This is a genomic window from Acinetobacter sp. AOR01_HL, assembly GCF_027855455.1.
GTDB lineage: Bacteria > Pseudomonadota > Gammaproteobacteria > Pseudomonadales > Moraxellaceae > Acinetobacter > Acinetobacter baumannii.
On the sequence record NZ_JAKTIM010000014.1, the window covers coordinates 22,853 to 45,076 of the forward strand.

Annotated in this window: 25 protein-coding genes and 2 tRNA genes; 12 read left to right on the forward strand and 15 right to left on the reverse strand. The window is 40.7% G+C overall.

Translation table 11 applies throughout. The features are described 5' to 3' along the window. Nucleotides 1-44: 44 nt before the first annotated feature. Nucleotides 45-488 (reverse strand): hypothetical protein, encoded by a 444-nt coding sequence (locus MKL62_RS02505; protein ID WP_004745343.1) that lies wholly within the window; start codon nucleotides 486-488, stop codon nucleotides 45-47. 255 nt (nucleotides 489-743) lie between these two features. On the opposite strand from MKL62_RS02505, the gene MKL62_RS02510 reads away from it, so the two are divergent. From MKL62_RS02510 to MKL62_RS02520, 3 genes are all read left to right on the forward strand, one after another. Next, nucleotides 744-1,823, forward strand: coding sequence for a DNA/RNA non-specific endonuclease (locus MKL62_RS02510; protein WP_000157119.1), 1,080 nt, complete (start codon nucleotides 744-746; stop codon nucleotides 1,821-1,823). A gap of 96 nt (nucleotides 1,824-1,919) precedes the next feature. Next, nucleotides 1,920-2,519: a LysE family translocator gene (locus MKL62_RS02515; RefSeq protein WP_000458288.1), complete on the forward strand. Its 600-nt coding sequence runs from the start codon at nucleotides 1,920-1,922 to the stop codon at nucleotides 2,517-2,519. Between the two features lie 45 nt (nucleotides 2,520-2,564). Then, a complete protein-coding gene (locus tag MKL62_RS02520) occupies nucleotides 2,565-2,807 on the forward strand; it encodes a hypothetical protein (protein ID WP_000476053.1) in 243 nt (80 codons plus the stop codon). Between the two features lie 178 nt (nucleotides 2,808-2,985). On the opposite strand, the gene aqpZ is transcribed toward MKL62_RS02520, so the two are convergent. Together aqpZ and MKL62_RS02530 are read right to left on the reverse strand one after the other, a co-directional pair. Further along, the gene (aqpZ, locus tag MKL62_RS02525; protein ID WP_425286075.1) at nucleotides 2,986-3,660 is read right to left on the reverse strand and encodes an aquaporin Z; all 675 of its coding nucleotides are present in this window, start codon (nucleotides 3,658-3,660) and stop codon (nucleotides 2,986-2,988) included. A 132-nt stretch (nucleotides 3,661-3,792) separates the two neighbouring features. After that, nucleotides 3,793-4,797, reverse strand: a complete 1,005-nt coding sequence (locus MKL62_RS02530; protein WP_004745349.1) for an AraC family transcriptional regulator — start codon at nucleotides 4,795-4,797, stop codon at nucleotides 3,793-3,795. A gap of 109 nt (nucleotides 4,798-4,906) precedes the next feature. Here MKL62_RS02530 and MKL62_RS02535 point away from each other — a divergent pair, with 109 nt between their 5' ends. After that, entirely contained in the window at nucleotides 4,907-5,545 is a 639-nt protein-coding gene (locus MKL62_RS02535; protein ID WP_000911626.1) for a hypothetical protein, read from the forward strand. Nucleotides 5,546-5,586: 41 nt separating this feature from the next. Here the strand turns inward: MKL62_RS02535 and hisF are convergent, their stop codons facing one another. Then, nucleotides 5,587-6,345: an imidazole glycerol phosphate synthase subunit HisF gene (gene hisF / locus MKL62_RS02540; RefSeq protein WP_000880078.1), complete on the reverse strand. Its 759-nt coding sequence runs from the start codon at nucleotides 6,343-6,345 to the stop codon at nucleotides 5,587-5,589. Nucleotides 6,346-6,457: 112 nt separating this feature from the next. Between hisF and MKL62_RS02545 the strand changes: the two genes are divergently transcribed. From MKL62_RS02545 to MKL62_RS02555, 3 genes are read left to right on the forward strand one after another with little or no spacing between them, the layout of a single operon-like run. Beyond that, a complete protein-coding gene (locus MKL62_RS02545) occupies nucleotides 6,458-7,408 on the forward strand; it encodes a homoserine kinase (protein WP_000118185.1) in 951 nt (316 codons plus the stop codon). A gap of 12 nt (nucleotides 7,409-7,420) precedes the next feature. Next, entirely contained in the window at nucleotides 7,421-8,050 is a 630-nt protein-coding gene (locus MKL62_RS02550) for a DUF1294 domain-containing protein (RefSeq protein WP_001205591.1), read from the forward strand. A gap of 36 nt (nucleotides 8,051-8,086) precedes the next feature. Further along, on the forward strand, nucleotides 8,087-8,482 hold the full coding sequence (locus MKL62_RS02555) for a DUF4870 family protein (RefSeq protein WP_001088855.1): 396 nt from the start codon (nucleotides 8,087-8,089) through the stop codon (nucleotides 8,480-8,482). Between the two features lie 32 nt (nucleotides 8,483-8,514). Here the strand turns inward: MKL62_RS02555 and MKL62_RS02560 are convergent, their stop codons facing one another. Further along, complete coding sequence (locus MKL62_RS02560) at nucleotides 8,515-9,417, reverse strand: DMT family transporter (protein ID WP_000075486.1); 903 nt, start codon at nucleotides 9,415-9,417, stop codon at nucleotides 8,515-8,517. Nucleotides 9,418-9,515: 98 nt separating this feature from the next. Here MKL62_RS02560 and MKL62_RS02565 point away from each other — a divergent pair, with 98 nt between their 5' ends. After that, entirely contained in the window at nucleotides 9,516-10,067 is a 552-nt protein-coding gene (locus tag MKL62_RS02565) for a helix-turn-helix domain-containing protein (protein ID WP_000083599.1), read from the forward strand. A 68-nt stretch (nucleotides 10,068-10,135) separates the two neighbouring features. Here MKL62_RS02565 and hisA read toward each other — a convergent pair whose 3' ends face one another. The 5 genes from hisA to hisB all read right to left on the reverse strand — a co-directional run bounded on the left by hisA (nucleotide 10,136) and on the right by hisB (nucleotide 13,599). After that, nucleotides 10,136-10,867: a 1-(5-phosphoribosyl)-5-[(5-phosphoribosylamino)methylideneamino]imidazole-4-carboxamide isomerase gene (gene hisA / locus MKL62_RS02570; protein WP_000905538.1), complete on the reverse strand. Its 732-nt coding sequence runs from the start codon at nucleotides 10,865-10,867 to the stop codon at nucleotides 10,136-10,138. Nucleotides 10,868-10,961: 94 nt separating this feature from the next. Further along, entirely contained in the window at nucleotides 10,962-11,603 is a 642-nt protein-coding gene (locus MKL62_RS02575) for a 3'-5' exonuclease (RefSeq protein WP_030423577.1), read from the reverse strand. Between the two features lie 86 nt (nucleotides 11,604-11,689). Next, nucleotides 11,690-12,238, reverse strand: coding sequence for a DUF805 domain-containing protein (locus tag MKL62_RS02580; RefSeq protein WP_001087815.1), 549 nt, complete (start codon nucleotides 12,236-12,238; stop codon nucleotides 11,690-11,692). Nucleotides 12,239-12,388: 150 nt separating this feature from the next. Continuing rightward, a complete protein-coding gene (hisH, locus tag MKL62_RS02585; RefSeq protein WP_000196730.1) occupies nucleotides 12,389-13,006 on the reverse strand; it encodes an imidazole glycerol phosphate synthase subunit HisH in 618 nt (205 codons plus the stop codon). After that, the gene (hisB, locus tag MKL62_RS02590) at nucleotides 13,006-13,599 is read right to left on the reverse strand and encodes an imidazoleglycerol-phosphate dehydratase HisB (protein WP_000194096.1); all 594 of its coding nucleotides are present in this window, start codon (nucleotides 13,597-13,599) and stop codon (nucleotides 13,006-13,008) included. Before hisB ends, hisH begins: the two co-directional genes overlap by 1 nt. Before the next feature lie 102 nt (nucleotides 13,600-13,701). On the opposite strand from hisB, the gene MKL62_RS02595 reads away from it, so the two are divergent. The 3 genes from MKL62_RS02595 (at nucleotide 13,702) to MKL62_RS02605 (ending at nucleotide 14,468) form a co-directional block, all read left to right on the forward strand. After that, entirely contained in the window at nucleotides 13,702-14,085 is a 384-nt protein-coding gene (locus MKL62_RS02595; RefSeq protein ID WP_001123235.1) for a GNAT family N-acetyltransferase, read from the forward strand. Nucleotides 14,086-14,190: 105 nt separating this feature from the next. Then, nucleotides 14,191-14,266, forward strand: a tRNA-Phe gene (locus MKL62_RS02600). A 126-nt stretch (nucleotides 14,267-14,392) separates the two neighbouring features. Continuing rightward, a tRNA-Phe gene (locus MKL62_RS02605) sits at nucleotides 14,393-14,468 on the forward strand. 170 nt (nucleotides 14,469-14,638) lie between these two features. Here the strand turns inward: MKL62_RS02605 and MKL62_RS02610 are convergent. From MKL62_RS02610 to ompR, 5 genes are all read right to left on the reverse strand, one after another. Continuing rightward, a complete protein-coding gene (locus tag MKL62_RS02610) occupies nucleotides 14,639-15,070 on the reverse strand; it encodes a GNAT family acetyltransferase (RefSeq protein ID WP_000469972.1) in 432 nt (143 codons plus the stop codon). A 130-nt stretch (nucleotides 15,071-15,200) separates the two neighbouring features. Further along, nucleotides 15,201-16,715, reverse strand: a complete 1,515-nt coding sequence (locus tag MKL62_RS02615) for a succinyl-CoA:acetate CoA-transferase ScpC (protein ID WP_000059344.1) — start codon at nucleotides 16,713-16,715, stop codon at nucleotides 15,201-15,203. Nucleotides 16,716-16,750: 35 nt separating this feature from the next. Next, nucleotides 16,751-16,879 carry a hypothetical protein gene (locus MKL62_RS02620; RefSeq protein WP_085916955.1) on the reverse strand — a complete coding sequence of 43 codons (129 nt, stop codon included), beginning with the start codon at nucleotides 16,877-16,879 and terminating at the stop codon, nucleotides 16,751-16,753. A gap of 27 nt (nucleotides 16,880-16,906) precedes the next feature. Next, entirely contained in the window at nucleotides 16,907-18,364 is a 1,458-nt protein-coding gene (locus MKL62_RS02625; protein WP_000051217.1) for an ATP-binding protein, read from the reverse strand. A 17-nt stretch (nucleotides 18,365-18,381) separates the two neighbouring features. Then, complete coding sequence (ompR, locus tag MKL62_RS02630; protein ID WP_000060753.1) at nucleotides 18,382-19,146, reverse strand: osmolarity response regulator transcription factor OmpR; 765 nt, start codon at nucleotides 19,144-19,146, stop codon at nucleotides 18,382-18,384. A 655-nt stretch (nucleotides 19,147-19,801) separates the two neighbouring features. Between ompR and MKL62_RS02635 the strand changes: the two genes are divergently transcribed. Then, nucleotides 19,802-22,150: a Tex family protein gene (locus MKL62_RS02635; RefSeq protein WP_000131189.1), complete on the forward strand. Its 2,349-nt coding sequence runs from the start codon at nucleotides 19,802-19,804 to the stop codon at nucleotides 22,148-22,150. Nucleotides 22,151-22,224 lie beyond the last annotated feature (74 nt).

Here is a 22,224-nt window from a genome sequence, read left to right on the forward strand (position 1 = left end):
ATAAAAAAACCAAAACATATGTCTTGGTTTTTTTATGGCTCGGATTATTGAGCTTGTGGCATAGGTGCATCTGCTGGTAACGCCCCATCTTTTGCCATTGGGTCTGCTGATTGGTTCGGGTTAGCAGCTGGCGGTGGAGTGTTCGGATCTTGTGGCGCTGAAGCCGCTTGATTCGGTGCAGGTGGCACTGCATCAGTTGGTGCAGCTGGAGGAGCCATTTCACCGCCCGCTGGAGGTGCTGGTGGAACATCTGCCGGAATAGGAGCACCAGTAGGCGTTGCGCTTGCTGGTGCAGCAGAAACTTGCTGTACTTGTCCGCTATTGACCAAATCGCTAATAGAACCTGGTTGGCCGTTGACGGTTGTAGTCACTTTTACTTTAGATAAGCTTTCTAAAGTATCACCTGGCTGGACTGCTGGTTCAGCCAAAGCAGCCATACTACACAATCCTGTGATTACGCCAATACCAATAATCTTTGAATGGATCATTAAATGGACTCCGATTATATTTTTATCCAAATTTGTGGAGCTAACCATGTCATAAGCCATAAGTGCATTTCAACGAAAGATACGCAATTGGCGCAATTCAATAGCCAAAGGCTCTCATAATGCCAATAGACTGTTACGTAAAACCGATTAGAGTTACAAAAAATATGACCACGTTTTAACCATTTGAAAGATAAGCGATATACTTAAAAAAGCAGGATTGTTAAGCTGCGTGTGGACAGTGGTATTGATAGAAACATGGCAAGTAAAAAACGTAGTAAAGGTACAAATTCATTTTCTCTAAGTGAGCATTTTGGCAAGATTATTCTTGCTTGTATTGCAGCCGGAAGCTTTGCAATTGCTTTCGGCAGTGAAAAGATTTCGCAGTGGTTTTCGCCTTTAAGTACTAACTCGACTTGTCTTAACCAGTTTTATCGAGAAGTTCCGCCTGCTTTAAATAAAGAAAGCTTAAAAAAAGACAGCTATCCGCTGTGCTTTAACGGTTTTAATGTCCTCTATTCAGGTATTTCTAAAACACCATTATGGTCAGCCGAGCATTTAGATGCAGAACGTTTAAGTATCAAAATTAAACGTGAAGATAACTTCCATGAAGAAACGCGTGTTCCTCAAAAGCATCGGGCACTTTTAAGTGACTACCGTGGTTCAGGGTATGACCGTGGTCATATGGCACCGAATGGCGATATGCCAAATAAAGAATCACAGTCTGATAGTTTCTCGCTCAGCAACATGGTGCCGCAAGCGCCTAAAAATAACCAAGAAGTCTGGCGTAAACTTGAAGAAGCAACCCGTGCTATTGTCACCAAGCAAAAACAAGATGTATATGTCGTGACAGGACCTGTTTTTGAGGGTAAACGTCTCAAAACGATTGGGCAGGGTGTGATTGTACCTACCGCAGTTTATAAAGCGGTGTATATGCCAAAAACTGGCGCTATTGGGGCTTACTACGCACCTAATAATAACTCGCAGCAAGTGAAGGTAGTGAGTGTTTGTTATATAGAAGAAAAGCTTGGTATTAACTTATTTCCACAGTTAACCGAGCAGCAAAAACGTAACGTTTATCGCTTACCGTTGACTGCTAGCCAAGTTAAACCCAACCAAAAGCTCGACTATTTGCATTGGGATGGTGAAAGCCAGTGCGAACAAGACCTAAGCGCAGAACAAATTCAAGCGTTACAAGACCAATTTAAAAAGCAAAAAACTGGCTCTTCTGAACCGATGGAAGCAAAAGTTCCAAGTATTGATGAAGAAACTAGAAATGCCATTGTGAAACAATTGGTTGAAGCCTTGGTGAACTATTTCTTGCAGATAATGAAATAAGACGCTTCTAGCACTGTTGTGAAGGCTGAAACGATACAATAAGATGAATAGACAGATCTGTCTGTTCATCTATTTATTCGAATAAGGATAATAACAATGTTTGCCTCGATGTTTCTTTTTTCTTTTGCAATGTCGATTACACCCGGTCCCGTCAATACAGTCATTTTATCGACCAGCTTAAATCATGGTTTAAAAAGATCACTTCCCTATATTTCAGGCGCCACCATTGGCTTTACCTTACTTTTGATTTTTATGGCTTTTGGCCTTCAAAGTGTATTAACTCAGTTTCCAGTTGTCTTAAAAATTCTTGCAGTTTGTGGAACGCTCTTTGTTTGCTATATCGGCATAAAAATTATTCTTTCTGCTGCCAATATTTCAATTTCAAGTGCACCTGTAGAGCACATGCTTATTCCCAATTTTAAAGATGGTTTCTTATTACAGTGGCTTAACCCAAAAGCGTGGTTGGCTTGTGTGTCGGGCATTACCATGTTTACGAGCATTGAAAACCCGCAGTCGTTGCCGATCTTTATTATTATTTATTTCTTCACATGCTATGCCTGCTTGTTCTTTTGGGGACTATGTGGCGATAAATTTTCAGTGGTACTGAATCAGGGCAACCGTTTGAAATATTTTAATATCCTGATGGGCGCTTTCTTAATTTTGTCGGCTCTTTTAATTTTGATTGATTTTTTTTAAATTGGTCGTATTACACTGTGAAGATATAACAACGAGACAACAGCTATGTTTAAGCCATTTGAAAAGGGTACTGAGTCTTCTTCAATTGAAGATTTAACATTAGAAAATGATGTCGATTGCGTGAGTATTTATGGCAATTTGCAAATCACTAAAGACAAAGTCGGGTTAGAGCAGGCAAAGGCATTGCAGAGTTTTTTAAACGATATAGTTGCAGCTTTGGAAAAAGAAGAATTGCCTGAGAAAATTGAACGTCCAGCTGAACAAGAAATTAATAATCCGTTTTTGTAATAAATATATTTTACTCAATTTGCTATCGCGATGGTGGCACGGATGCCGCCTGTTTCACTGCGTTACATGGAAGTAACGTCAGTGAAACGAATGAGTTTTGTCACTTTTGCTTACTCAAAAGTGAGGCATTACCTATACAACTACAACTTGAGTGACCGTGGTATTTGCGGTTGTGCAGTTAATCCTTATCCCCAGCAACTACCTTATAAATAATTGCCCCAATCACAGCCCCTAAAATCGGTGCTACCCAGAACAACCACAACTGACTTAAAGCAGCCGTTTCAGCAAAGAACGCAACACCTGTACTACGTGCAGGGTTTACCGAAGTATTTGTCACCGGAATACTGATTAAGTGAATGAGTGTTAAGCCTAAACCAATCGCGATAGGAGCGAAGCCAGCAGGCGCACGGCGGTCAGTTGCCCCTAAAATAATGATTAAGAAGAAAGCAGTAAGAACCACTTCAATAATGAAAGCAGAACCTAAACCAAATTTATTTGGTGATAAGTCACCAAAACCATTGGTCGCAAACCCGCCAACACCACTAAAGCCTGCTTGGCCTTGAGCAATAATATAAAGAACAAATGCAGCAGCAGTCGCACCAACCACTTGCGCAACAATATACGGAATTAAATCTTTAACATCGAAGCGGCCACCCCAACACTTACCGCGGGATTGAAATGTCCACCTGAGATATGCCCTAGAGCATAAGCACCTGTGAGTACGGTTAAACCAAAGGCAAGGGCTACACCTGCAAAGCCAATGTTCAGGGAAAGCTGCGGCTAAAACTGCGCTACCACAACCACCAAAGACTAGCCAAAACGTACCTAAGAATTCAGCAAAATATTTATTCATTGTGATTACTCATCTATTGATCTATTTTTTAATTAATGTGAAATACGTCACAAAAAATTAAGCATGTGACTATATGAAATTTTTGTTTTCAGTGTTGTTTTAATCAAGAAAAGATTTGTAAGTTTTGGTTGGTTATTCTTTGTTTAAAAAATGATCTCTCCATTGTTGTGGGGTTTGCTTGGTCCAATGTTTAAATGCTCTTTGGAAGGCACTTTGTTCTGAATAACAAAGTAAAAGCGCAATCTCTTGTAGGCTTAAATGCGGGTCTTTTAAATATTCGGTTGCCAGCATAAAGCGTACTTGTTGAACGCGCTCTTGAAAGGTGGTGCTTTGTTGTTGTAAGTGCCTTTGGAGCTGTCGAACCGATAGGCCTAATTGAGCTGCAATATGTTCAATTTGATATTGATTCTTTTGCAGACCAGTCAAAATTGAATGCTGTAAACGCTGATCGAGTTGGGTCGAATTGGGTAACTGTTCTAAAAGTGCTTGGGCTTGCTGAACCAATAGTTGCTGTAATGTGTGGTCTGCGCTGCTAAGCGGTTTATGAATTTCGGTAATGGGTATAAGTAACTCTGTACGGGGCTGGCTAAAACGGACGGGACATTGAAAATACTGCTCGTAAACTCTGATATTTTTAGGGGCCGCATTTAAGAAACGCACTTCATGTAACTGCACATCTTCATGAGACATAAAAAGACGTAAGAACTGAATCACCAACGCAATCGCGATTTCATCGGTAAGCTGGGTAGGGTGTAACTCTGGTGCCTCCCAACGAATAGAACCATACCGCCCTTGTAGCTCAACCACTAAGGGGCTCCCGTCATAAATCAGACGGTGAAAGTCATGGTAACGAATTAAGGCTTCACCTAAGTTATCGCAAGAAAGAGCAAGGTAGGCAATAATACCTAAATGTTTGGGTTGTACATATTTGGCAATTTCTAGCCCTAACCCCGGCTTTGGGTCCAGTTTATAAATAACTTCTAATAGGTCGCGCCAAACCACATAGTCAAAGCGTTCCAGATTTTGGATTTGTTCTAATTGTTCAGGAATAGTTAACTCATTGGCTTCGCAATAAGCCTTTAATAAGTGCCCCAGTCCTCCATATACTGAGCCTGTATAATTTTTTAGTTGTGGCATCCCTAACCACCTCTTTCTTGTCGTGATTTGTCAATGAAACCATAAATTCTGGTCAATACCTAGCATAACGAATTTTATATGCTGAATAAAAAGAAAAAGGAGTAAAGCGATGTTAAAAGGGTTTATTGCCGGAATTGCAGTTGCGAATGCATTTGAATGGGTAGCACACAAATATATTTTGCATGGTGTACACCGTGCCGGACAACCGCGCTATAGCCCAGTGCCGAAAAGTATGGAGTCGCATTGGGCACACCATCGTGAAGTCCGTAAACAACAGTTTCATGATGATTGTTATGTTGAGGGCGTTGGAAACTGGCGAACCAAAAATGAGTTAATTTCACTTGCCGTGGTGGCAACCGTTTCAAGTGCAATTTTCTACCCCTTTTCAAAAGGTATGGCACTTGCAGCTTGGTACAGTGCAGGAAACTATTATTATATTCATCGCCGTGCACATTTAGAGCCTGACTGGGCAAAGCGTAAAATTCCGTGGCATTACGACCACCATATGAACTCTAATCAAGATGCTAATTGGTGTGTGACCAAACCTTGGTTTGACTATGTGATGGGAACACGTGTGGTGTCTTCGGCAGATTTAAAAGAACAAAATCCTTTGGGGATACGGTTACCTACTGCGCTTGCTAGGCCACTCTCTCAAGCTGTAGAAAAAATCTTTCCAGCAAAATGGGGCGAGAAAAAAGAACAGCCTAAACTCGTTAGTGATGTAAATGCGATAGAAGGTGCTGCATAAAAAATTAAAGGGGCATATTGCCCCTTTAAATATAAATAAGCTTACAAGCGCATTTCGATACCTTGTTCAGCCAAATATTGTTTAGCTTCTGGAATCGTATATTGGCCAAAGTGGAAAATACTTGCTGCCAATACGGCATCTGCACCACCTTGTAAAATACCGTCTGCAAGGTGTTGTAAGTTACCTACACCGCCTGAGGCAATCGTTGGTATGGTTACGCGGTCATTAATAGCACGCATTAAAGCAATGTCATAACCTGCTTTAGTACCATCGGCATCCATACTGGTAATGAGTAACTCACCTGCACCGTAGTCAGCCATTTTTACAGCCCATTCAATGGCATCAATACCCGTTGGTTTACGGCCACCGTGAGTAAAGATTTCCCATTTGTTGTCACCAGTTTTTTTGGCATCGATCGCAACCACAATACATTGTGCGCCAAAATGCTGAGAGGCTTCTTGAACAAATTCAGGGTTAAATACGGCAGCCGAGTTAATACTCACTTTATCTGCACCTGCATTTAATAACGCACGAATATCTTCAACCTTACGTACACCACCACCGACAGTTAAAGGCACGAATACAGTCTCGGCCATACGTTCAACAGTACGGTAAGTGGTATCGCGTCCATGATGTGTAGCGGTAATGTCTAAGAAAGTAATTTCGTCTGCACCTTGTTCGTTATAGCGACGTGCCACTTCAACAGGGTCGCCCGCATCACGAATATCGAGGAATTGAACGCCTTTAACTACGCGTCCGTTATCAACGTCTAGGCAAGGAATAATACGTTTAGCAAGCATAGCTTTTTCCAAAAATAATCGCCGTTGGTGAAAGTTCCTACACAGGCGCTACACCTTCATGGAGGGAAGAGGTATTCTATCAAACTTCACAGATGTTTTTTGCAGGTTTTCCATGTCGGTTTATACCCCGTTGAGTTTAGATGAAGTTCGCACCTTTGCTGCACCTTATGGATTAGAGGTGTTGGAGCTGAACCCAATTCAGGGAGGTATTCAAAACACCAATTATTTTCTGGTTGATGTAAACCGCAAACAATATGTACTCACCGTGTTTGAAGAGTTAGATGCACAAGGTGCAGGCGAACTTATTCCTGTACTTGAGCAGTTAGGTACTCATGATGTACCCGTTGCCGTGCCATTAAAGCACAGCGGCCAAGCGGTTCACTTTATTGCGGGTAAGCCTGCACAAATTGCACCACGTTTAATGGGACACCATCCCATGCAAACTACAGTAGCCCAAGTTGCTGCAATTGCAGATGCACAGGCGAAGCTACATGTAGCTTTACAAGATTTTCCGCTTGAACGCGAATATCGCCGTGATCATCAATATTGGACAGGTGTTGCAGAGCAGCTTAAACCAAATATGACTCAAGATGACCAAACGTTACTTGAGCAGGTTTATCAAGCCTTTAATGCGAAAACAGCGCAGTATTCAAATCGACCGACAGGTTTTATTCACTCAGATTTGTTCCGTGACAATACTTTGTTTGAAGGCGAGCAACTACAAGGTATTTTAGATTTTTACGAGTTAAATCAAGATGAGTTGCTTTTTGATATTGCGATTACCATTAATGATTTTTGTACCGAATATCCAGCAGCACATTTAAACTCAGACAAAGTAGGCGCTTATTTAGAGGCATACCAAAAAGTTCGTGCGCTGACTTCAGATGAACTTGAATGTTTAGATGTATTCTTGGCAATGGCGGCTTGCCGTTTCTGGTCAATGCGTTTGCAAGTTGCTCAAAAAAATAAAGAAGAAGGACGTACCGGCGATGACATCTTGCAAAAAGACCCGCAAGAAATGCGAGCAATGATGCAAGACCGTTTAAGCCATGTAAAAGCATAAAAGGGAATAAAGATGCGAGATCAGGGGCGTTTAGTCGAATGGTTCGACGAAAAGGGTTATGGCTTTATTCAGCCGGATGATGCTGAAAAAGAGCGAGTCTTTTTGCATATCAAAGATTTTGCACGCCCCGGACCTCGGCCAATTATTGGTTGTGCACTGGAATATCTGGTAATCCTTGATGAACGAGGCCGTTTTCGTGCTCAGCAGGTCACTTATTTAAAGGCATCTCAAACCCGTAAGGCTTTAAAACCTGCAAAAACACAATCTTCTTTTCAGGCCAGCCCATGGTCAGCAATGCAAATGGGGATTGTGTTTTATTTCGTCTTAATGGGAATTATGAGTTTTATTCATATTTTGCCGGCTTATACCTTATTGTTTGTCTTAATGATGAATGTGTTGAGTTACTGGCTATATTCACAAGATAAAGAAGCAGCGCAATTGGGCAATCGCCGTGTTCCTGAGCAGACTTTGCACATTGTCAGTTTCTTAGGGGGTTGGCCAGCTGCGTGGTGGGCACAACAAAAACTGAGACATAAAACACAAAAACAACCATTTCGTAAGATTTATTTTTGTACCATATTCTTTCATTTACTTTTGATTTTGTGGCTAATTTCTCCTTTAAACGTTTTGCGGGGATCATAAAAGTAAATTGTTTTATTAAACTTGAGAGGTATAAAAATGAATAGTTCTATCGACCAAGATCCAAATCGTACTTTAACACTTATTTTATATGTACTTTATATTGTTGCCATTTTTACGGGCGGCTTACTTGCGATTATTGCTTTAATTATTAATTACGTAAAACGTTCTGATGTACAAGGGTCGATTTTCGCGAGCCACTTTACATGGCAAATCAGAACATTCTGGTGGTATCTCGCTTGGAATATTATTGCCTTTCTGCCGTTTATTTTCCTGTTCTTTACGGGTGAAAATACCGATCTATTTGCGGGCGTTGCGATCTCATCGACTGTGTTCTGTGTGGGTGTTATCGCGGCAGCATGGATCTGGATTGTATATCGTGCCATTCGCGGTTTGATTGCGTTAAATGATAACCGTCCGATGTATCAACCTTAATAAATAAAAAAGAGAGCGTTAAGCTCTCTTTTTTATTCTCGGACTCTTTTGTTTTTCTTAATAGGCAGCTTAATTTTTAACTCACTGACTAAAACACCTAACACCACTAAAGCACCCCCAAAAAGGGCAATAACTGGTAAACGCTCACCTGCAATTCGACCAATAATGCCTGCCCAAACAGGTTCTCCTGCATAGATAATTGCAGCACGCGAAGGGTCAACCACACGTTGAGCCCAGTTCATTACAAATTGAATGAGTGCACTTGCTAAGCCTAATGCGACAGCAATGAGTACTAGGGGCCATGAAAATGCTGGAATTGTCTGTTCACCTACTATAGGCATAATGGTAAAAGAAAGTAGAGAGGCGACACCAAGTTGAATAATGGTGACGCGACGCAAATTTACCTTTCCAGCAAAGTAGCTAATAAAAATAATTTCTAAGGCAATCGCAATGGCGCCGAGCACTGTTAAAAGCTGTCCAAAACTCAAGGAAATTTGCTTAAAACCATTACACGTCAATAAAACAAGGCCAGTAAAAGCAAGAGCTGCTCCCACCCAGGTCATGATATGTGGAGTTTTTCTAAATATGAGCCACATTAAAATAGGAACAAGCGGAACATAAAGCGCCGTTAAAAAAGCTGATTCACTACTCGGAATAGTTTGCAGGCCGATTGTCTGCGTGCCATAGCCAGCTGCAATGACAAGGCCAATTACACTGCCAGCGCCCAAGTCTTTTAATGTAACGCCTTTCATGCTCTTTAATGAAATAAGTAATAGCGTTAAGGCAGCTACGGCAAAACGGCAGCCGACAAAAAACATAGGTGATGAAAAATTCAGTGCGTACTGCACAGTAAGAAATGTTCCACCCCAAATGACCGTAATCAAAATGAGAGCTAATTGAGGAACTTTGCTTGAACTCAGATAAGTTGGTGACATACTCAAACTAAAAGAAATTGTGCAATATACTGCACATATTGCGCTATTCTTCTGTTTTGTGCAATATATTGCTCAAATTTTCTTTATTCATCTATTTTATGAGCCAGTCGAGTAGCGTTTTACAACATGTAGGCACAAATATCCGTTCATTAAGAGATGAGCGTAGTTTAAGCCAACAGGACTTGGCTGATCGGGCAGGTGTAAGTAGACGTACCATTGCTGCTCTGGAAACAGGCCAAGTCAATATTAGCTTAGCTAAACTCGATGCGATTGCGGCAGTGTTGGGAGTAGATTTTAGAACAATTGTGAGTGCGCCTGAGCTAAAAGAACATGCCCTAGTAAATGCACTCGCTTGGCAAGGTGAAAAGGAAGAAAGTAAGGCAACTTTTCTTGCTTCAGTTCCTTCCCGTTCTCAAGTTGAACTTTGGACATGGTCTTTGGCTGTTGGGGAGTTTTATGTTGCTGAAGCCGATGCCGAAGGATGGCAAGAACTGATTTATGTGTTAGAAGGCGAATTGACCATACAATTTACAGACAGCTCAGAAACCATTGCGGCTGGTTCATCTTTTATTTTTGCCAGTTCAGTGACTTATACCTATATCAATAGCGGTAGCCAAGTACTTAAATTTATTCGTAATGTGGTGTATTGATTCGGAATATATTTTCATATCAGCAATAAAAAAAGAGCCTAAAACGGCTCTTTTTTACATCTTAAAAATTAAAGACGGTTTTCATCTAACAAAAGCTGAGCTTCACGAAGGTTTAAAGTACCTTCATAAATTGCACGGCCTGTGATTGCACCTAAAATGCCTGGTTGGCCTTTTAAGTTACGAACGTCATCAAGGTTGGTTACACCACCAGAAGCGATGACTGGTAAACCTGAGTATTGAGCTAAGTTTACAGTTTGCTCAACGTTTACACCTTGCATCATGCCGTCACGTGCAATGTCTGTATAAACAATGCTAGACACACCTGCATCTGCAAAGCGTTTTGCTAAATCAGTTGCTTTCACGTCGGTAACGTTTGCCCAACCGTCAGTTGCAACCATACCATTCATGGCATCAATACCGACAATGATGTGGCCTGCAAAACGTTTACAAGCTTCTTCTACAAATTCAGGCTCTTGAACGGCTTTAGTACCGATAATGACAAAAGTCACGCCAGCTTCTAGGTAGTGTTCAATCGTTTCTAATGAGCGGATACCGCCACCAATTTGAATTGGTAATTCTGGCTGAGCTTTTGCAATCGCTTCAACAACAGGTTTATGAATAGGCGTACCTGCGAAAGCACCATTCAAATCGACCAAATGCAAACGTCGTGCGCCTTCATTTACCCAATGCTGGGCAGTTGCAACCGGATCGTCAGAGAAAACGGTATCGTCTTCCATACGCCCTTGTTTTAAACGCACACATTTACCATCTTTCAGGTCAATTGCTGGAATGATTAGCATGCTTTCGCTCCTTGCTTCATCATGTTTATGAAATTGTGCACATCTTAGCAAAGTATTGATCAATCGCTAAGCCTTAGAAAAGACTTTTATAACTTTACCCTTGAAGTGCGGTTTGAATCTTTTCAGAAATATGTATTGGTAATACCTTTCGTTTTTTAAGCTCGAGAAATACCAATAGGGCAGCATAGGCGTCAGCAGCTGCATAACTGATTTGTTGTGAAGTAAGCGGTTTTCGCGCCCAATTTGAAGTTCCAACTTTCTTCGAATTGGCAAGATACTGACCAAGTAATAGTGCTACGGCTTTTTGTACACCCATTTGTTGTTTAAAGCCAAAATGGCTAAAACCTTTAGCAAGGTCAATGCAGCTTTCAAGCTTTATGCCTTTTTTGTGAAAAATATGCTTATCATTTTTAAGGCCAAAGCCGACTTTAATTTGTTTTGGATTAGACAAAATGGGCTGTAAAAATTTTAAAGTCGATGAATTGACATGAAATAAATAGGCTTTGTGTTCTGTAGCCAGCTGAATCAAATGTGGGCCAGTTGATACTTCACCTACCTGAAAAGTAGGTTTAGATTCAGAATCAAATCCTAAAAAGGTCGCTACCCTTAATTCTTCTTCAATAGTTTTGCATTGCTCGCTATTTTCAATCACCACAATATTTTGATGGTTAAGATTTTCAAAAGGAGGGAGCTGCTGAATAGAAGTTTTATCAAGAAGGGCAGAGGCTTCAGACATATTTAACAGCGTACAAATGAATAGTGCTATTCACTTTATATATGAATAAAGCCTAGAGAACTAGGCTTTATGTGCATCTTTAAAAATTATTCAGACTGAGATGGGCTACCAATTACAATACTTTCGCTTTTCTCGACATAACCTTCATAGGTTGGAGCCATAATTACGGCAATAACACCAAAAATTAATGCAAGTGGAATAAGCACAATATAAATCCAGCCTAAAACACGCTCCCAGCTTGGCGTTGGACGCTTAGGTCCATAATCATTAGGACCTTCAGTTCCTTTTGCACAGAATAAATAAATGGCAAGGCCAATATTCACGACCGGTACTAGCATCAGTAAAGAGAGCCACCCTGTATTATTGCGGTCATGCAAACGGCGGATGGTAAATACGAAGTTAATATAAATACCGACTATATAAAGAATTGCTATACAGATTAAGCCAAGTGTAGAAAAGTCTGGGGTACCTTCAGGGTTTGTAAAACCAAAAGTAAACATAATAAGTAGAATGGCGGTAACAAGGACTAGCGTAAATAAGAATGTCCAAGCAGCATAAGAGAGTCGCCCAAAACGACCACTAGCTTTAAAGGGGGAATCGTGCTGAAGTGGCTGATTTTCGAAAGGTGAATTCATTTTGTTTTCCTGATCATTTGGTTTTATTTAAAAGTATAAATATTCAATATTTTGTTGAATAAAACATCATTCTATAAATGATTAGTTGTTATTGTAAATAAAAAAAAGATCAGGCCATCTCGACCTGATCTTTTTCAGTTTTAAATCAGATTAAATATTCCATTCCACAAAGTTTTTCAGTAACTGCAAACCAGCAGTGTGACTTTTCTCTGGGTGGAATTGAGTCGCGAATAAATTATCTTTGTGAATTGCTGTGCAGAAGTTCACGCCATACTCACATGTTGCAGCCACAAGATTTTCATCTTTAGGTTCAACATAGTAGCTGTGTACAAAGTAAAAGCGGGCATCTTGTTCAATGTTGTTCCACATCGGGTGGCTTGGGTCCATTTGGTGAACTTGGTTCCAGCCCATGTGTGGGACTTTCAAACCTTCCATTTGAGGGAAGTGTTTTACTATCCCGTCAAAAATACCCAAGGCATCTACACCGCCGTTTTCTTCTGAGCTTTGTAGTAGTGCCTGCATGCCTACGCAAATTGCAAGAACAGGTTTATTAAAAGCTGCTTTGCGTACAACTTCATCAATCCCTGCTTCACGCATGCCTTGCATACAGTCACGCATTGCCCCAACACCAGGGAAAACAATTTTATCGGCTTGTGCAATTAATTTTGGATCATTTGTCACATCGACGGTTGCACCTACATACTCAAGTGCTTTAGCGGCTGAGTGCAGATTACCCATGCCATAATCAAGCAATGCGATACGTGTCATTAGAGGCTACCTTTTGTCGATGCAATCGTGTTTTCAGCACGTGGATCAATTTCACATGCCATACGTAAAGCACGAGCTAGTGCTTTAAATACACTCTCGATTTGATGGTGGCTATTTTTACCTTTCAAGTTATCGATGTGTAAGGTCATAAGCGCATGGTTTACGAAACCTTGGAAAAACTCGGAAAATAAATCTACGTCAAAGGTACCGATGCGCGCGCGAGTAAATGGAATATCCATAAATAAACCCGGACGACCAGACAAATCTACAACCACACGAGATAAAGCTTCGTCTAATGGCGCGTAAAAATGCCCATAACGACGTAAACCTTTTTTATCACCTAAAGCTTGTGCAAAAGCTTGTCCAAGCGTGATACCGCAGTCTTCTACGGTATGGTGATCGTCAATCTCTAAGTCTCCATCACAATGAATATCGATATCAAATAAGCCATGTCGCTTGATTTGATCAATCATATGGTCTAAAAATGGAACTCCGGTGTTTAGTGTGCCTTGACCAGTACCATCGAGATTTAAACGAACTCGAATTTTGGTTTCATTGGTATTTCTAACCACTTCACTGATACGTTGCGTCATGGACACGTTCCTCAAAAAACGTCAAAAATGATTGGATGTTAACGACAATTTCGCTGTGACGAATTCGTGACAGCATCATAGTTTGCTCAGGAGGGTTAATCAATGCCTATTACCGTACATGCTTATAGTTCTCTAGATAATTCAGAGATCCGCGATCAGCTTGAGCGACTGTATGACACAAGTCCGGAGTTTGGTGACGGGCACGATGCGATTGAACAACTTGAACAAGATTTACAACAGTATACCACGCTATACACTGCCGAATTTAACACCAAAATTATAGGTGCAATCTGGTGTTCAGGACAAGGTGAAAGCAAGGTGCTTGAATATATAGTTGTACACCCTGCAAATCGTGGACGCGGAGTAGCAGAGCGTCTAGTTGAAGAAGCTTGTCGTATAGAAGAAGCAAAAGGCGTTAAAATTTTTGAGCCAGGTTGTGGTGCAATTCATCGCTGCTTAGCTCATATTGGAAAATTGCACAGTTAAAAACCTATTTTTACGACACTTGTGATTTAAAATTAAACACTTGTTACAAAAAATGCGGAAGTTGCTTGACGTCCTCCCATAAACATTGTTTAATACGCCCACTTCGGCGTGATAGCTCAGTTGGTAGAGCAACGGATTGAAAATCCGTGTGTCCCCAGTTCGATCCTGGGTCTCGCCACCATTATTTGTGTTTTCAATCCCTGATCCCATCAGGGATTTTTTTTGAGTATAAAAAATACTCATTTAAATCAAAAACTCAGGATAATTGTTGACTATTGTTCTGAGATACGGCTTAATACAGGCCATCGGCGTGATAGCTCAGTTGGTAGAGCAACGGATTGAAAATCCGTGTGTCCCCAGTTCGATCCTGGGTCTCGCCACCATATTCGAAAAAGCCCCATACTTTAAGTATGGGGCTTTTTTCATGTCTATTTATTTGATTCGTGAGTAGAATGACTTCACTTGTGTATAACTCTCATTTTATCCACAAGTAAAGTGAGTTATCCCAAAGTCTGGCTTTATTTCCTAAAGCTCTTCATTTGAAGAAGCGCCTTTAGTCATGAGGGTTGTCACTAATAAGACGTTTTCCTAAACATACTGCTTCTACTTCGTCATAGCCGAGCTGCTCGTAAAAATTCAACACATTCAGATTATCTTTGCGCACTAATAATTGTAATTTGGGACAGCCACGCGCCATAAGCCGCTTCTCAAGCTGTTGAACAAGCGCTGTGGCTATTCCTAAGCGTTGTTGGTGGGGGTGAACAGCCAGATAATTAATCCAGCCTCTATGGCCGTCGTAGCCGCCCATAAGCGTGCCAATCAGTTGCTCATCCTTAATAGCAACGAGGAATAAATCGTCCTGCTGCGAAACTTTCCTGAAAATATCCGTTTCAGGGTTATTCCAAGGGCGAGTTAGGCCACAGCTTTCCCATAAACTGACCACATCATCCAGATCTGCATTTGTAAATTGGCGAATAATGAACATATGGATTTCTACTTTTTGTTTTGATGTATTGAAAAGATAAAATAAAAATTCGAACTTGAGCAGTAGTTTGTGAATAATTTACACAAATAAAAAAGCACCCCCGTAGGAGTGCTTAAATTAAAAGTATGACTTAAGCTGATTTTGCAACTGGTGTTGGTTGAAGCATTTGGCCTGTTTCTTCGAAGTTTGCATGCCAAGACAATGCTTCACGAAGTAAGTGAGGTGTATGTCCGCCTTTAGCACATGCACGATCAAAGTAGTCATTTAATGCATCACGGTAAAGCGGGTGTACGCAGTTGTCGATAATAGCGCGAGCGCGTTCACGAGGTGCTAAACCACGTAAGTCTGCTAAACCTTGCTCTGTCACTAAAATATCAACGTCGTGTTCACTATGATCAACGTGACTCACCATTGGCACGATAGAAGAAATATCTCCGCCTTTAGCAATAGATTTGGTTACAAAGATTGCCAAGTGCGCATTACGAGCGAAGTCACCTGAACCACCAATACCGTTCATCATTTTAGTACCACACACGTGAGTTGAGTTCACGTTACCGTAAATATCAAACTCAAGTGCAGTATTAATACCGATAATACCTAGACGACGTACAAGCTCAGGGTGATTAGAAATTTCTTGTGGACGAAGCACTAATTTGTCTTTGTAAGCTTCGATATTGCCAAAAACTTTTTCACCACATTTTGCTGAAAGCGTAATTGAACTACCAGAAGCAAATTTCATTTTGCCTGCATCAATTAATTCAAAAGTACAGTCTTGTAGTACTTCTGAGTACATGATGAGGTCTTCAAAATTAGAATCTTTTAAACCTGTTAGTACAGCGTTTGCAATTGAACCGATCCCTGCTTGGAGTGGACCAAGGTTTTTCGGTAAACGACCTTCAGCCACTTCTTTTTCAAAGAATGCTATAAGGTGATTGGCAATGCCTTGAGTCTCATCATCTGGTGGAGTGACTGTCGATGGAGAGTCATGTGTATCGTTAAATACAATACCAACAATTTTCGAAGGATCGATTTGGATAGCTGTTGTACCAATACGTTCATCCACTTTTGTTAATGGAATTGGCGTACGTGTTGGGCGGTAAGTTGGAATATAGATATCGTGCAAACCTTCAAAGCTTTCGCTTAAAGAAGTGTTGATTTCAACAATTACTTTTTCGGCAAAAATCGCAAAACTTGCAGAGTTACCAACAGAAGTTGTTGGAATAATGCCACCATCTTCAGTAATCGCAATTGCTTCAATGACCGCAACATCTGGACGTTTAAGTTGCTGGTTACGCATTTGCTCAACAGTTTCTGACAAGTGTTGGTCAATAAACATGACTTCGCCGTTGTTAATTGCGCGGCGTAAAGTGTTATCCACCTGGAATGGCATGCGACGAGATAAAACACCTGCTTCCGTGAGTTGTTTGTCTAAGTCATTACCTAAGCTAGCACCCGTAATTAACGTGATTTTTAACGGATTCTTTTTTGCAAGCTCTACAAGTGCTTGTGGAACAGCTTTAGCTTCACCGGCACGAGTAAAACCACTCATACCAACGGTCATTCCATTTTCGATGAATTGCGCAGCTTGTTCAGCACTGATGACCTTGTCATGAAGAGAAGCTAGGCGAATACGACTTAAAGACATTGGACATCCTCAATATTGTCAAAACATACCGGATTTTAGCTATGAAAAAATGAAAAGTGCATAGGTGTTAGGCTAAGGTCTAATTTTTTAAATAAATGCGGGTATAACTTATTTTTATGATTTTTAATATATTGATTATTATTGTCTTTTTTGAGGTTTAAAATAGCGCTTTAAATGTTCAATTGCTCAAATTAAAAGCGCTCACTTAAAGTTTGTTTGATTTTTTCTAAAGGATTGTGCGTTGTATTTTCTTCAGGGGCGGGTTTTGGAATTGGTAAAGAAATAATAACCTCTAAACCGCCTTGTTCACGATTGTGAATCTGTATTTCACCTTGGTGAATATCGACAATACGTTTAACAATGGCAAGACCCAAACCGCTTCCCTGAATCGTTCTAGCCGAGTTGCCTCTTACAAAAGGTTGCATTAATTCTTCAATTTGATCTTCTGGAATGCCTTCACCATGGTCAGCAACCGTAATTAAAATATGTTCATTTTCAACCTTTGCACTGAGTTCGATCGGTTCAGCACCATAACGCTTGGCGTTATTAATGAGGTTGGCAATAAGTCGTTTTAAAGAGAGACTGCGTGCAGGAATGATAGGAACATCCTGCATGTTAAAGCGAATATCAAGGGGTTTAAACTGAACCACCAATTCTTGTAAAAGAATATTGATATTAGTGTCTTTTAATTCCTCATCTGAACCATCGCGCATATATGAGATGAACTGATTTAGAATCGCATCCATATCATCTACGTCATAAACCAGACCTTCACGTAGAAACTCATCAGGTAGCATCTCTGCAGTTAAACGAATACGTGTGAGAGGAGTCCTTAAATCATGTGAAATTCCCGCTAGCATGATTCGTCTTTCACGCTCCGTTTGTTCAAGCGTATATACCATACGGTTAAACGCTTGGTTTACTTGGCGAATTTCTAAAGGGCCATGGTTAGTATCTAAATAAGGTGCAGTTCCAGACTTACTGTATTCGTTGGCAGCATTTTGCAAACGACGTAATGGTCGGTTCATTTGTCGAACCAAAATTAAAATAATGATGGCCGAAACTAATGGGACACCCACAACCCAGCCTACCAGTAGCTCGGGGCTATAGTTGGCATAGGTTTTTAAAGGTTCACGAACCCAGTTACCATGCATTTCTGGTGTTTGAATCCAGATACGTGGGCTAGGTTTAAATTGGAAATAGACAGTAACGTCTTTTGCGCCAATTTCATTTGCCAGTTTTTGCTCAACTTGGTTGGTAAAAAACTCGGCAATAATTTTATCGCGGACACTTGGATATTCTTTGGGGTTCGTGACATATTCAATGCCAACCCGATTGCGTAACCATGTGTCGACGTCAACTTCGCTATCACGATGAAAAATACGAATATTAGGGTTATTTACCAGTTCTAGTTCAACTGCTAGATAGCGTGCATGTTGCTGAATTTCAGGTAAATAGAGGGTTCGCCAAAAAAACCACAATGACATAAATAAGCTAAAGAGTACCACGAGCAGTACCAAAATTGTGGTACGCATGGCCGCAGAACGTGGCTTAATCTTATCGAGAAAACGTTCCCATCGGGTCCGTTTACGCTCTGAGTACGCAACGTAGTCGGTAAAGGTTTGCGGTGGTATTGGCTCTAAACTCACTCTATTTTATCTCAAGCTTATTCAGCACCATCCGGAACAAACACATAGCCTACGCCCCATACAGTTTGAATGTAACGTGCGCGTGCCGGGTTATCTTCAATTAAGCGGCGTAGACGAGACACTTGAACATCAATAGAACGTTCCATTGCACCCCATTCACGGCCACGAGCCAAGTTCATGAGCTTGTCGCGTGTTAAAGGTTCACGTGGATGCTGTACCAAAGCTTTTAATACGGCAAATTCACCTGTAGTCAATGTAACGATTTGACCCTCACGAGTCAGTGTACGTGTAGATAAATCTAGAGACCATGGACCGAAGCTAACCACTTCAACTTGTTGGCTTGGCGCACCCGGAACTTCACGTACCTGACGACGCAATACTGCGCGAATACGTGCTAAAAGTTCATTTGGGTTAAATGGTTTTGGTAAATAGTCATCTGCGCCGGCTTCAAGACCAGCAATACGGTCAGAGTCACTACCACGTGCAGTTAACATGATAATTGGAGTATCAATATTTGACTGACGTAAACGACGACAAATACTTAAACCATCTTCAACGGGCAACATAAAGTCGAGCACGATAAGTGAAAATAACTCACGTTGTAATAAACGATCCATTTGTGAGGCATCATGGGCAGTTTTTACAACAAAGCCTTTATCTTCCAAAAAACGTTGCAAGAGGGTACGTAAACGCACATCGTCATCGACCACTAAAATGCGCTCGACACGATCCGTTTCGTTATGTACGGTTTCAGGATGTTCAGCAGGTACAACTAAACTCATGATGTACTCCCTTTTAAAGTCATAATTTATATATTATTGGATCGGTTAGGCTTATTGCCAACAAGCCCTCAGTATAATGCCGATGTTCTTGTTAAGACTATGTATCAATTTGCTCAAAATTACAATTTTCGTAGGGGCTTGAAACCAAAAAACAACATCTTATGCCCATAATTTAGCAAAGCCTTAAAGAAAAACTCAAATATTTGGCTATTTACCTCTTTCTCATCGATTAAATTCTAATAAATATTTGTTTCAAATAAATTATTTTAAAAATGAGTTTCGGTTTTTAAGTTCTAATTTTTAATTTATTCATTTGTGGTTTAAGTATGAGAACTTAATAATTTATTTAGAAAGATAAGAAAAACTATATTTTGATCGTTCTGGCAATGTATCAATATGTTCTTTTTCTCATAATTTATATTAAAAATTTTCTTTAATTAAAGAAGAATCTATAAATTTCATATTTTTTAAAAGGTAAAAGGCTAGCTTAAAGGCCCAAATGAGTCACAGAAAAAACTTTTTTACGGCCATAAGAATGTGAAAAATTCATAGTCAATACAAAAAAACGTTTTGAATACGCAAACAAGTGTGGATTTTATGGTCTTGGTCTTTATAATCAGTGCTTTTAAACTTTATCCTTGTGGGATCAAACACGATGACTGACTTAGTTCAGCAGTTGGCAAGTGAGCTTGCCGTACGTCCAAACCAAGTAGAAGCTGCCATCCGCTTAATTGATGAAGGTGCCAGTGTTCCATTCATTGCCCGTTACCGTAAAGAAGTAACACAAGGTTTAGATGATACGCAGTTACGCCAATTAGATACTCGTTTAGCGTATTTACGTGATTTATATGAGCGCCGTGAAAAGGTCATTCAGTCATTGCAAGAACAGAATAAATTGAATGATGACTTGTTGGCGCGGGTGAATGCAGCCGAAACAAAAAATGCTTTAGAAGAAATTTATGCGCCGTACCGTCCTAAACGTACGAGCAAATCTTTCAAGGCGAAAGAAGCGGGCCTTGGACCAATTGCCGAAAAAATTATTTCAGAACAAATTGATCCGACAGAAGCATTGGCTGGTTTTAGTCATGAAGACTATCCGGACGTTGAAAGTCAATTAGACGCAATCCAGCATATTCTGATTGATGACTGGGCACAAAACATTCCTCTTACTACAGAATTAAAAGCAACTTTTGCAAAAACAGCAGTATTAAAAAGTACTGTTGCATCTGAAGAGAAGAAAGAAGTGGGCAAAAAGTTCCGCGATTACTTTGAATTCTCTGAAGGCCTAAACAAATTACCATCACATCGTTTATTGGCGATGTTACGTGGCCGCCAAGAAAACGTACTTGGTTTAAAAGTTGATGGCGAAGATGATGCACCATTGGCTCGTATTGAAACTGAATACAACCTTGATCAGATTCAGCCACAAACACGTCAAGATTTCTTAAAACAAACTGCAAAATTATTCTGGTTAGGTAAAGTTCGTCCTCAAATCGAGCATTCATTACTTACAGAAAAACGTCTTGCTGCTGAAGCAGAAGCAATGCAGGTGTTTGCTGAAAATCTTCGTCACTTATTGTTATCAGCGCCAGCTGGTAGCCGTACGACTTTGGGTGTTGACCCTGGTATTCGTACTGGTGTGAAACTAGCTGTGGTAAGCGAAGCTGGTGATGTACTTGCACATAGCACGATTTATCCATTTGCGCCTAAAGAAGATAAAGAAGGCTCAATTGCTGAGCTTGCACGTCTATGTCGTGAATACAATGTCGAGCTTATTGCTATTGGCAATGGTACTGCGAGCCGTGAAACAGAAGCTGTTGTAGCTGAAATGATGGCTGCAAATACAGATCTTAAATTAACTCGCGTAACCGTAAGTGAAGCAGGCGCTTCTGTTTACTCTGCAAGTGAACTTGCTGCGGCGGAACTGCCAGAGCTTGATGTTTCAATCCGTGGTGCAGTTTCTATTGCGCGCCGTTTACAAGACCCGCTTGCTGAGCTTGTTAAAATTGATCCGAAGTCGATTGGCGTAGGTCAATATCAACATGATGTGAACCAAACTGGTTTAGCAAAAACGCTTGATGCAGTTGTAGAAGACTGTGTGAATGCTGTTGGGGTAGATGTAAATACTGCTTCACCAGCAATCTTGGCTTATATTGCAGGTTTAAACAAAGCAATTGCACAGCAAATTGTTGAATACCGTAAAGAGCATGGCCGTTTTGACACACGTCAGGCACTTAAAAATGTACCGCGTCTTGGCGAACGTACTTTTGAACAGGCTGCTGGTTTCTTGCGTATCCAAAATGGTTCAGAGCCATTAGATGCATCTGCTGTTCACCCTGAAAGTTATGGTCTTGTTGAGAAAATTGTTGCAGCAAAAGCTACAACGGTAAAAGACATTATTGGTAATACCGAAATTATTCGTCAGGTAAAAGCAGAAGAGTTTGTTGATGACAAATTCGGTTTGCCAACTATTCAAGACGTTTTAGCAGAACTTGAAAAACCGGGCCGTGACCCTCGTCCAGAATTCCGCACAGCTAAATTCCGTGAAGACATTACTGAAGTTGCTCAGTTGACTGAAGGTATGCAGCTTGAAGGTGTTGTGACGAATGTGACGAATTTTGGTGCTTTTGTTGATATTGGTGTGCATCAAGATGGTTTGGTTCATATCTCTGAATTAGCCAATGAGTTCGTTTCTGACCCGCATAAAGTGGTAAAACCAGGTCAGATCGTACAAGTGCGTGTTATGCAAGTTGATGTTGAACGTAACCGTGTAAACTTAAGTATGCGTGCAGAAGGTGCGGCACCTGTGAAAGCACAGCGTCCCCCACGTCGTGAACAAAATAACGAACAGCGTTCTGAGCGTAAACCACAAGGTAAACGTCCACAACCGCGTAAAGATCAAGTTGAACGTCCGCAGCGTAGTAAGCAAGAAAAACCACAAGAGCAAAAAATTGGTGGTTTTGGTGCATTATTATTGCAAGCAGGAATTAAGGGTTCTAAATAAGAGCCTTTAGAGAACTTAAAAAAGCCTCCTAAACGGGAGGCTTTTTTATTGTTTCTAAATCGTCTTCTAAATGG

Excerpts from the sequence above, each read along its gene's own strand:
- MKL62_RS02530 (WP_004745349.1), bottom strand. The coding sequence starts at position 4,797 with ATGCCACAACTAAAAAATTATACAGGCTCAGTATATGGAGGACTGGGG.
- MKL62_RS02505 (WP_004745343.1), bottom strand. The coding sequence starts at position 488 with ATGATCCATTCAAAGATTATTGGTATTGGCGTAATCACAGGATTGTGT.
- MKL62_RS02575 (WP_030423577.1), bottom strand. The coding sequence starts at position 11,603 with ATGTCTGAAGCCTCTGCCCTTCTTGATAAAACTTCTATTCAGCAGCTC.
- MKL62_RS02555 (WP_001088855.1), top strand. The coding sequence starts at position 8,087 with ATGAATAGTTCTATCGACCAAGATCCAAATCGTACTTTAACACTTATT.
- MKL62_RS02610 (WP_000469972.1), bottom strand. The coding sequence starts at position 15,070 with ATGTTCATTATTCGCCAATTTACAAATGCAGATCTGGATGATGTGGTC.
- MKL62_RS02550 (WP_001205591.1), top strand. The coding sequence starts at position 7,421 with ATGCGAGATCAGGGGCGTTTAGTCGAATGGTTCGACGAAAAGGGTTAT.
- aqpZ (WP_425286075.1), bottom strand. The coding sequence starts at position 3,660 with ATGAATAAATATTTTGCTGAATTCTTAGGTACGTTTTGGCTAGTCTTT.
- MKL62_RS02595 (WP_001123235.1), top strand. The coding sequence starts at position 13,702 with ATGCCTATTACCGTACATGCTTATAGTTCTCTAGATAATTCAGAGATC.
- MKL62_RS02565 (WP_000083599.1), top strand. The coding sequence starts at position 9,516 with ATGAGCCAGTCGAGTAGCGTTTTACAACATGTAGGCACAAATATCCGT.
- MKL62_RS02510 (WP_000157119.1), top strand. The coding sequence starts at position 744 with ATGGCAAGTAAAAAACGTAGTAAAGGTACAAATTCATTTTCTCTAAGT.
- MKL62_RS02635 (WP_000131189.1), top strand. The coding sequence starts at position 19,802 with ATGACTGACTTAGTTCAGCAGTTGGCAAGTGAGCTTGCCGTACGTCCA.
- MKL62_RS02515 (WP_000458288.1), top strand. The coding sequence starts at position 1,920 with ATGTTTGCCTCGATGTTTCTTTTTTCTTTTGCAATGTCGATTACACCC.
- hisB (WP_000194096.1), bottom strand. The coding sequence starts at position 13,599 with ATGACGCAACGTATCAGTGAAGTGGTTAGAAATACCAATGAAACCAAA.
- MKL62_RS02560 (WP_000075486.1), bottom strand. The coding sequence starts at position 9,417 with ATGTCACCAACTTATCTGAGTTCAAGCAAAGTTCCTCAATTAGCTCTC.
- MKL62_RS02535 (WP_000911626.1), top strand. The coding sequence starts at position 4,907 with ATGTTAAAAGGGTTTATTGCCGGAATTGCAGTTGCGAATGCATTTGAA.
- MKL62_RS02580 (WP_001087815.1), bottom strand. The coding sequence starts at position 12,238 with ATGAATTCACCTTTCGAAAATCAGCCACTTCAGCACGATTCCCCCTTT.
- hisH (WP_000196730.1), bottom strand. The coding sequence starts at position 13,006 with ATGACACGTATCGCATTGCTTGATTATGGCATGGGTAATCTGCACTCA.
- hisA (WP_000905538.1), bottom strand. The coding sequence starts at position 10,867 with ATGCTAATCATTCCAGCAATTGACCTGAAAGATGGTAAATGTGTGCGT.
- hisF (WP_000880078.1), bottom strand. The coding sequence starts at position 6,345 with ATGCTTGCTAAACGTATTATTCCTTGCCTAGACGTTGATAACGGACGC.
- ompR (WP_000060753.1), bottom strand. The coding sequence starts at position 19,146 with ATGAGTTTAGTTGTACCTGCTGAACATCCTGAAACCGTACATAACGAA.
- MKL62_RS02545 (WP_000118185.1), top strand. The coding sequence starts at position 6,458 with ATGTCGGTTTATACCCCGTTGAGTTTAGATGAAGTTCGCACCTTTGCT.
- MKL62_RS02615 (WP_000059344.1), bottom strand. The coding sequence starts at position 16,715 with ATGTCTTTAAGTCGTATTCGCCTAGCTTCTCTTCATGACAAGGTCATC.
- MKL62_RS02520 (WP_000476053.1), top strand. The coding sequence starts at position 2,565 with ATGTTTAAGCCATTTGAAAAGGGTACTGAGTCTTCTTCAATTGAAGAT.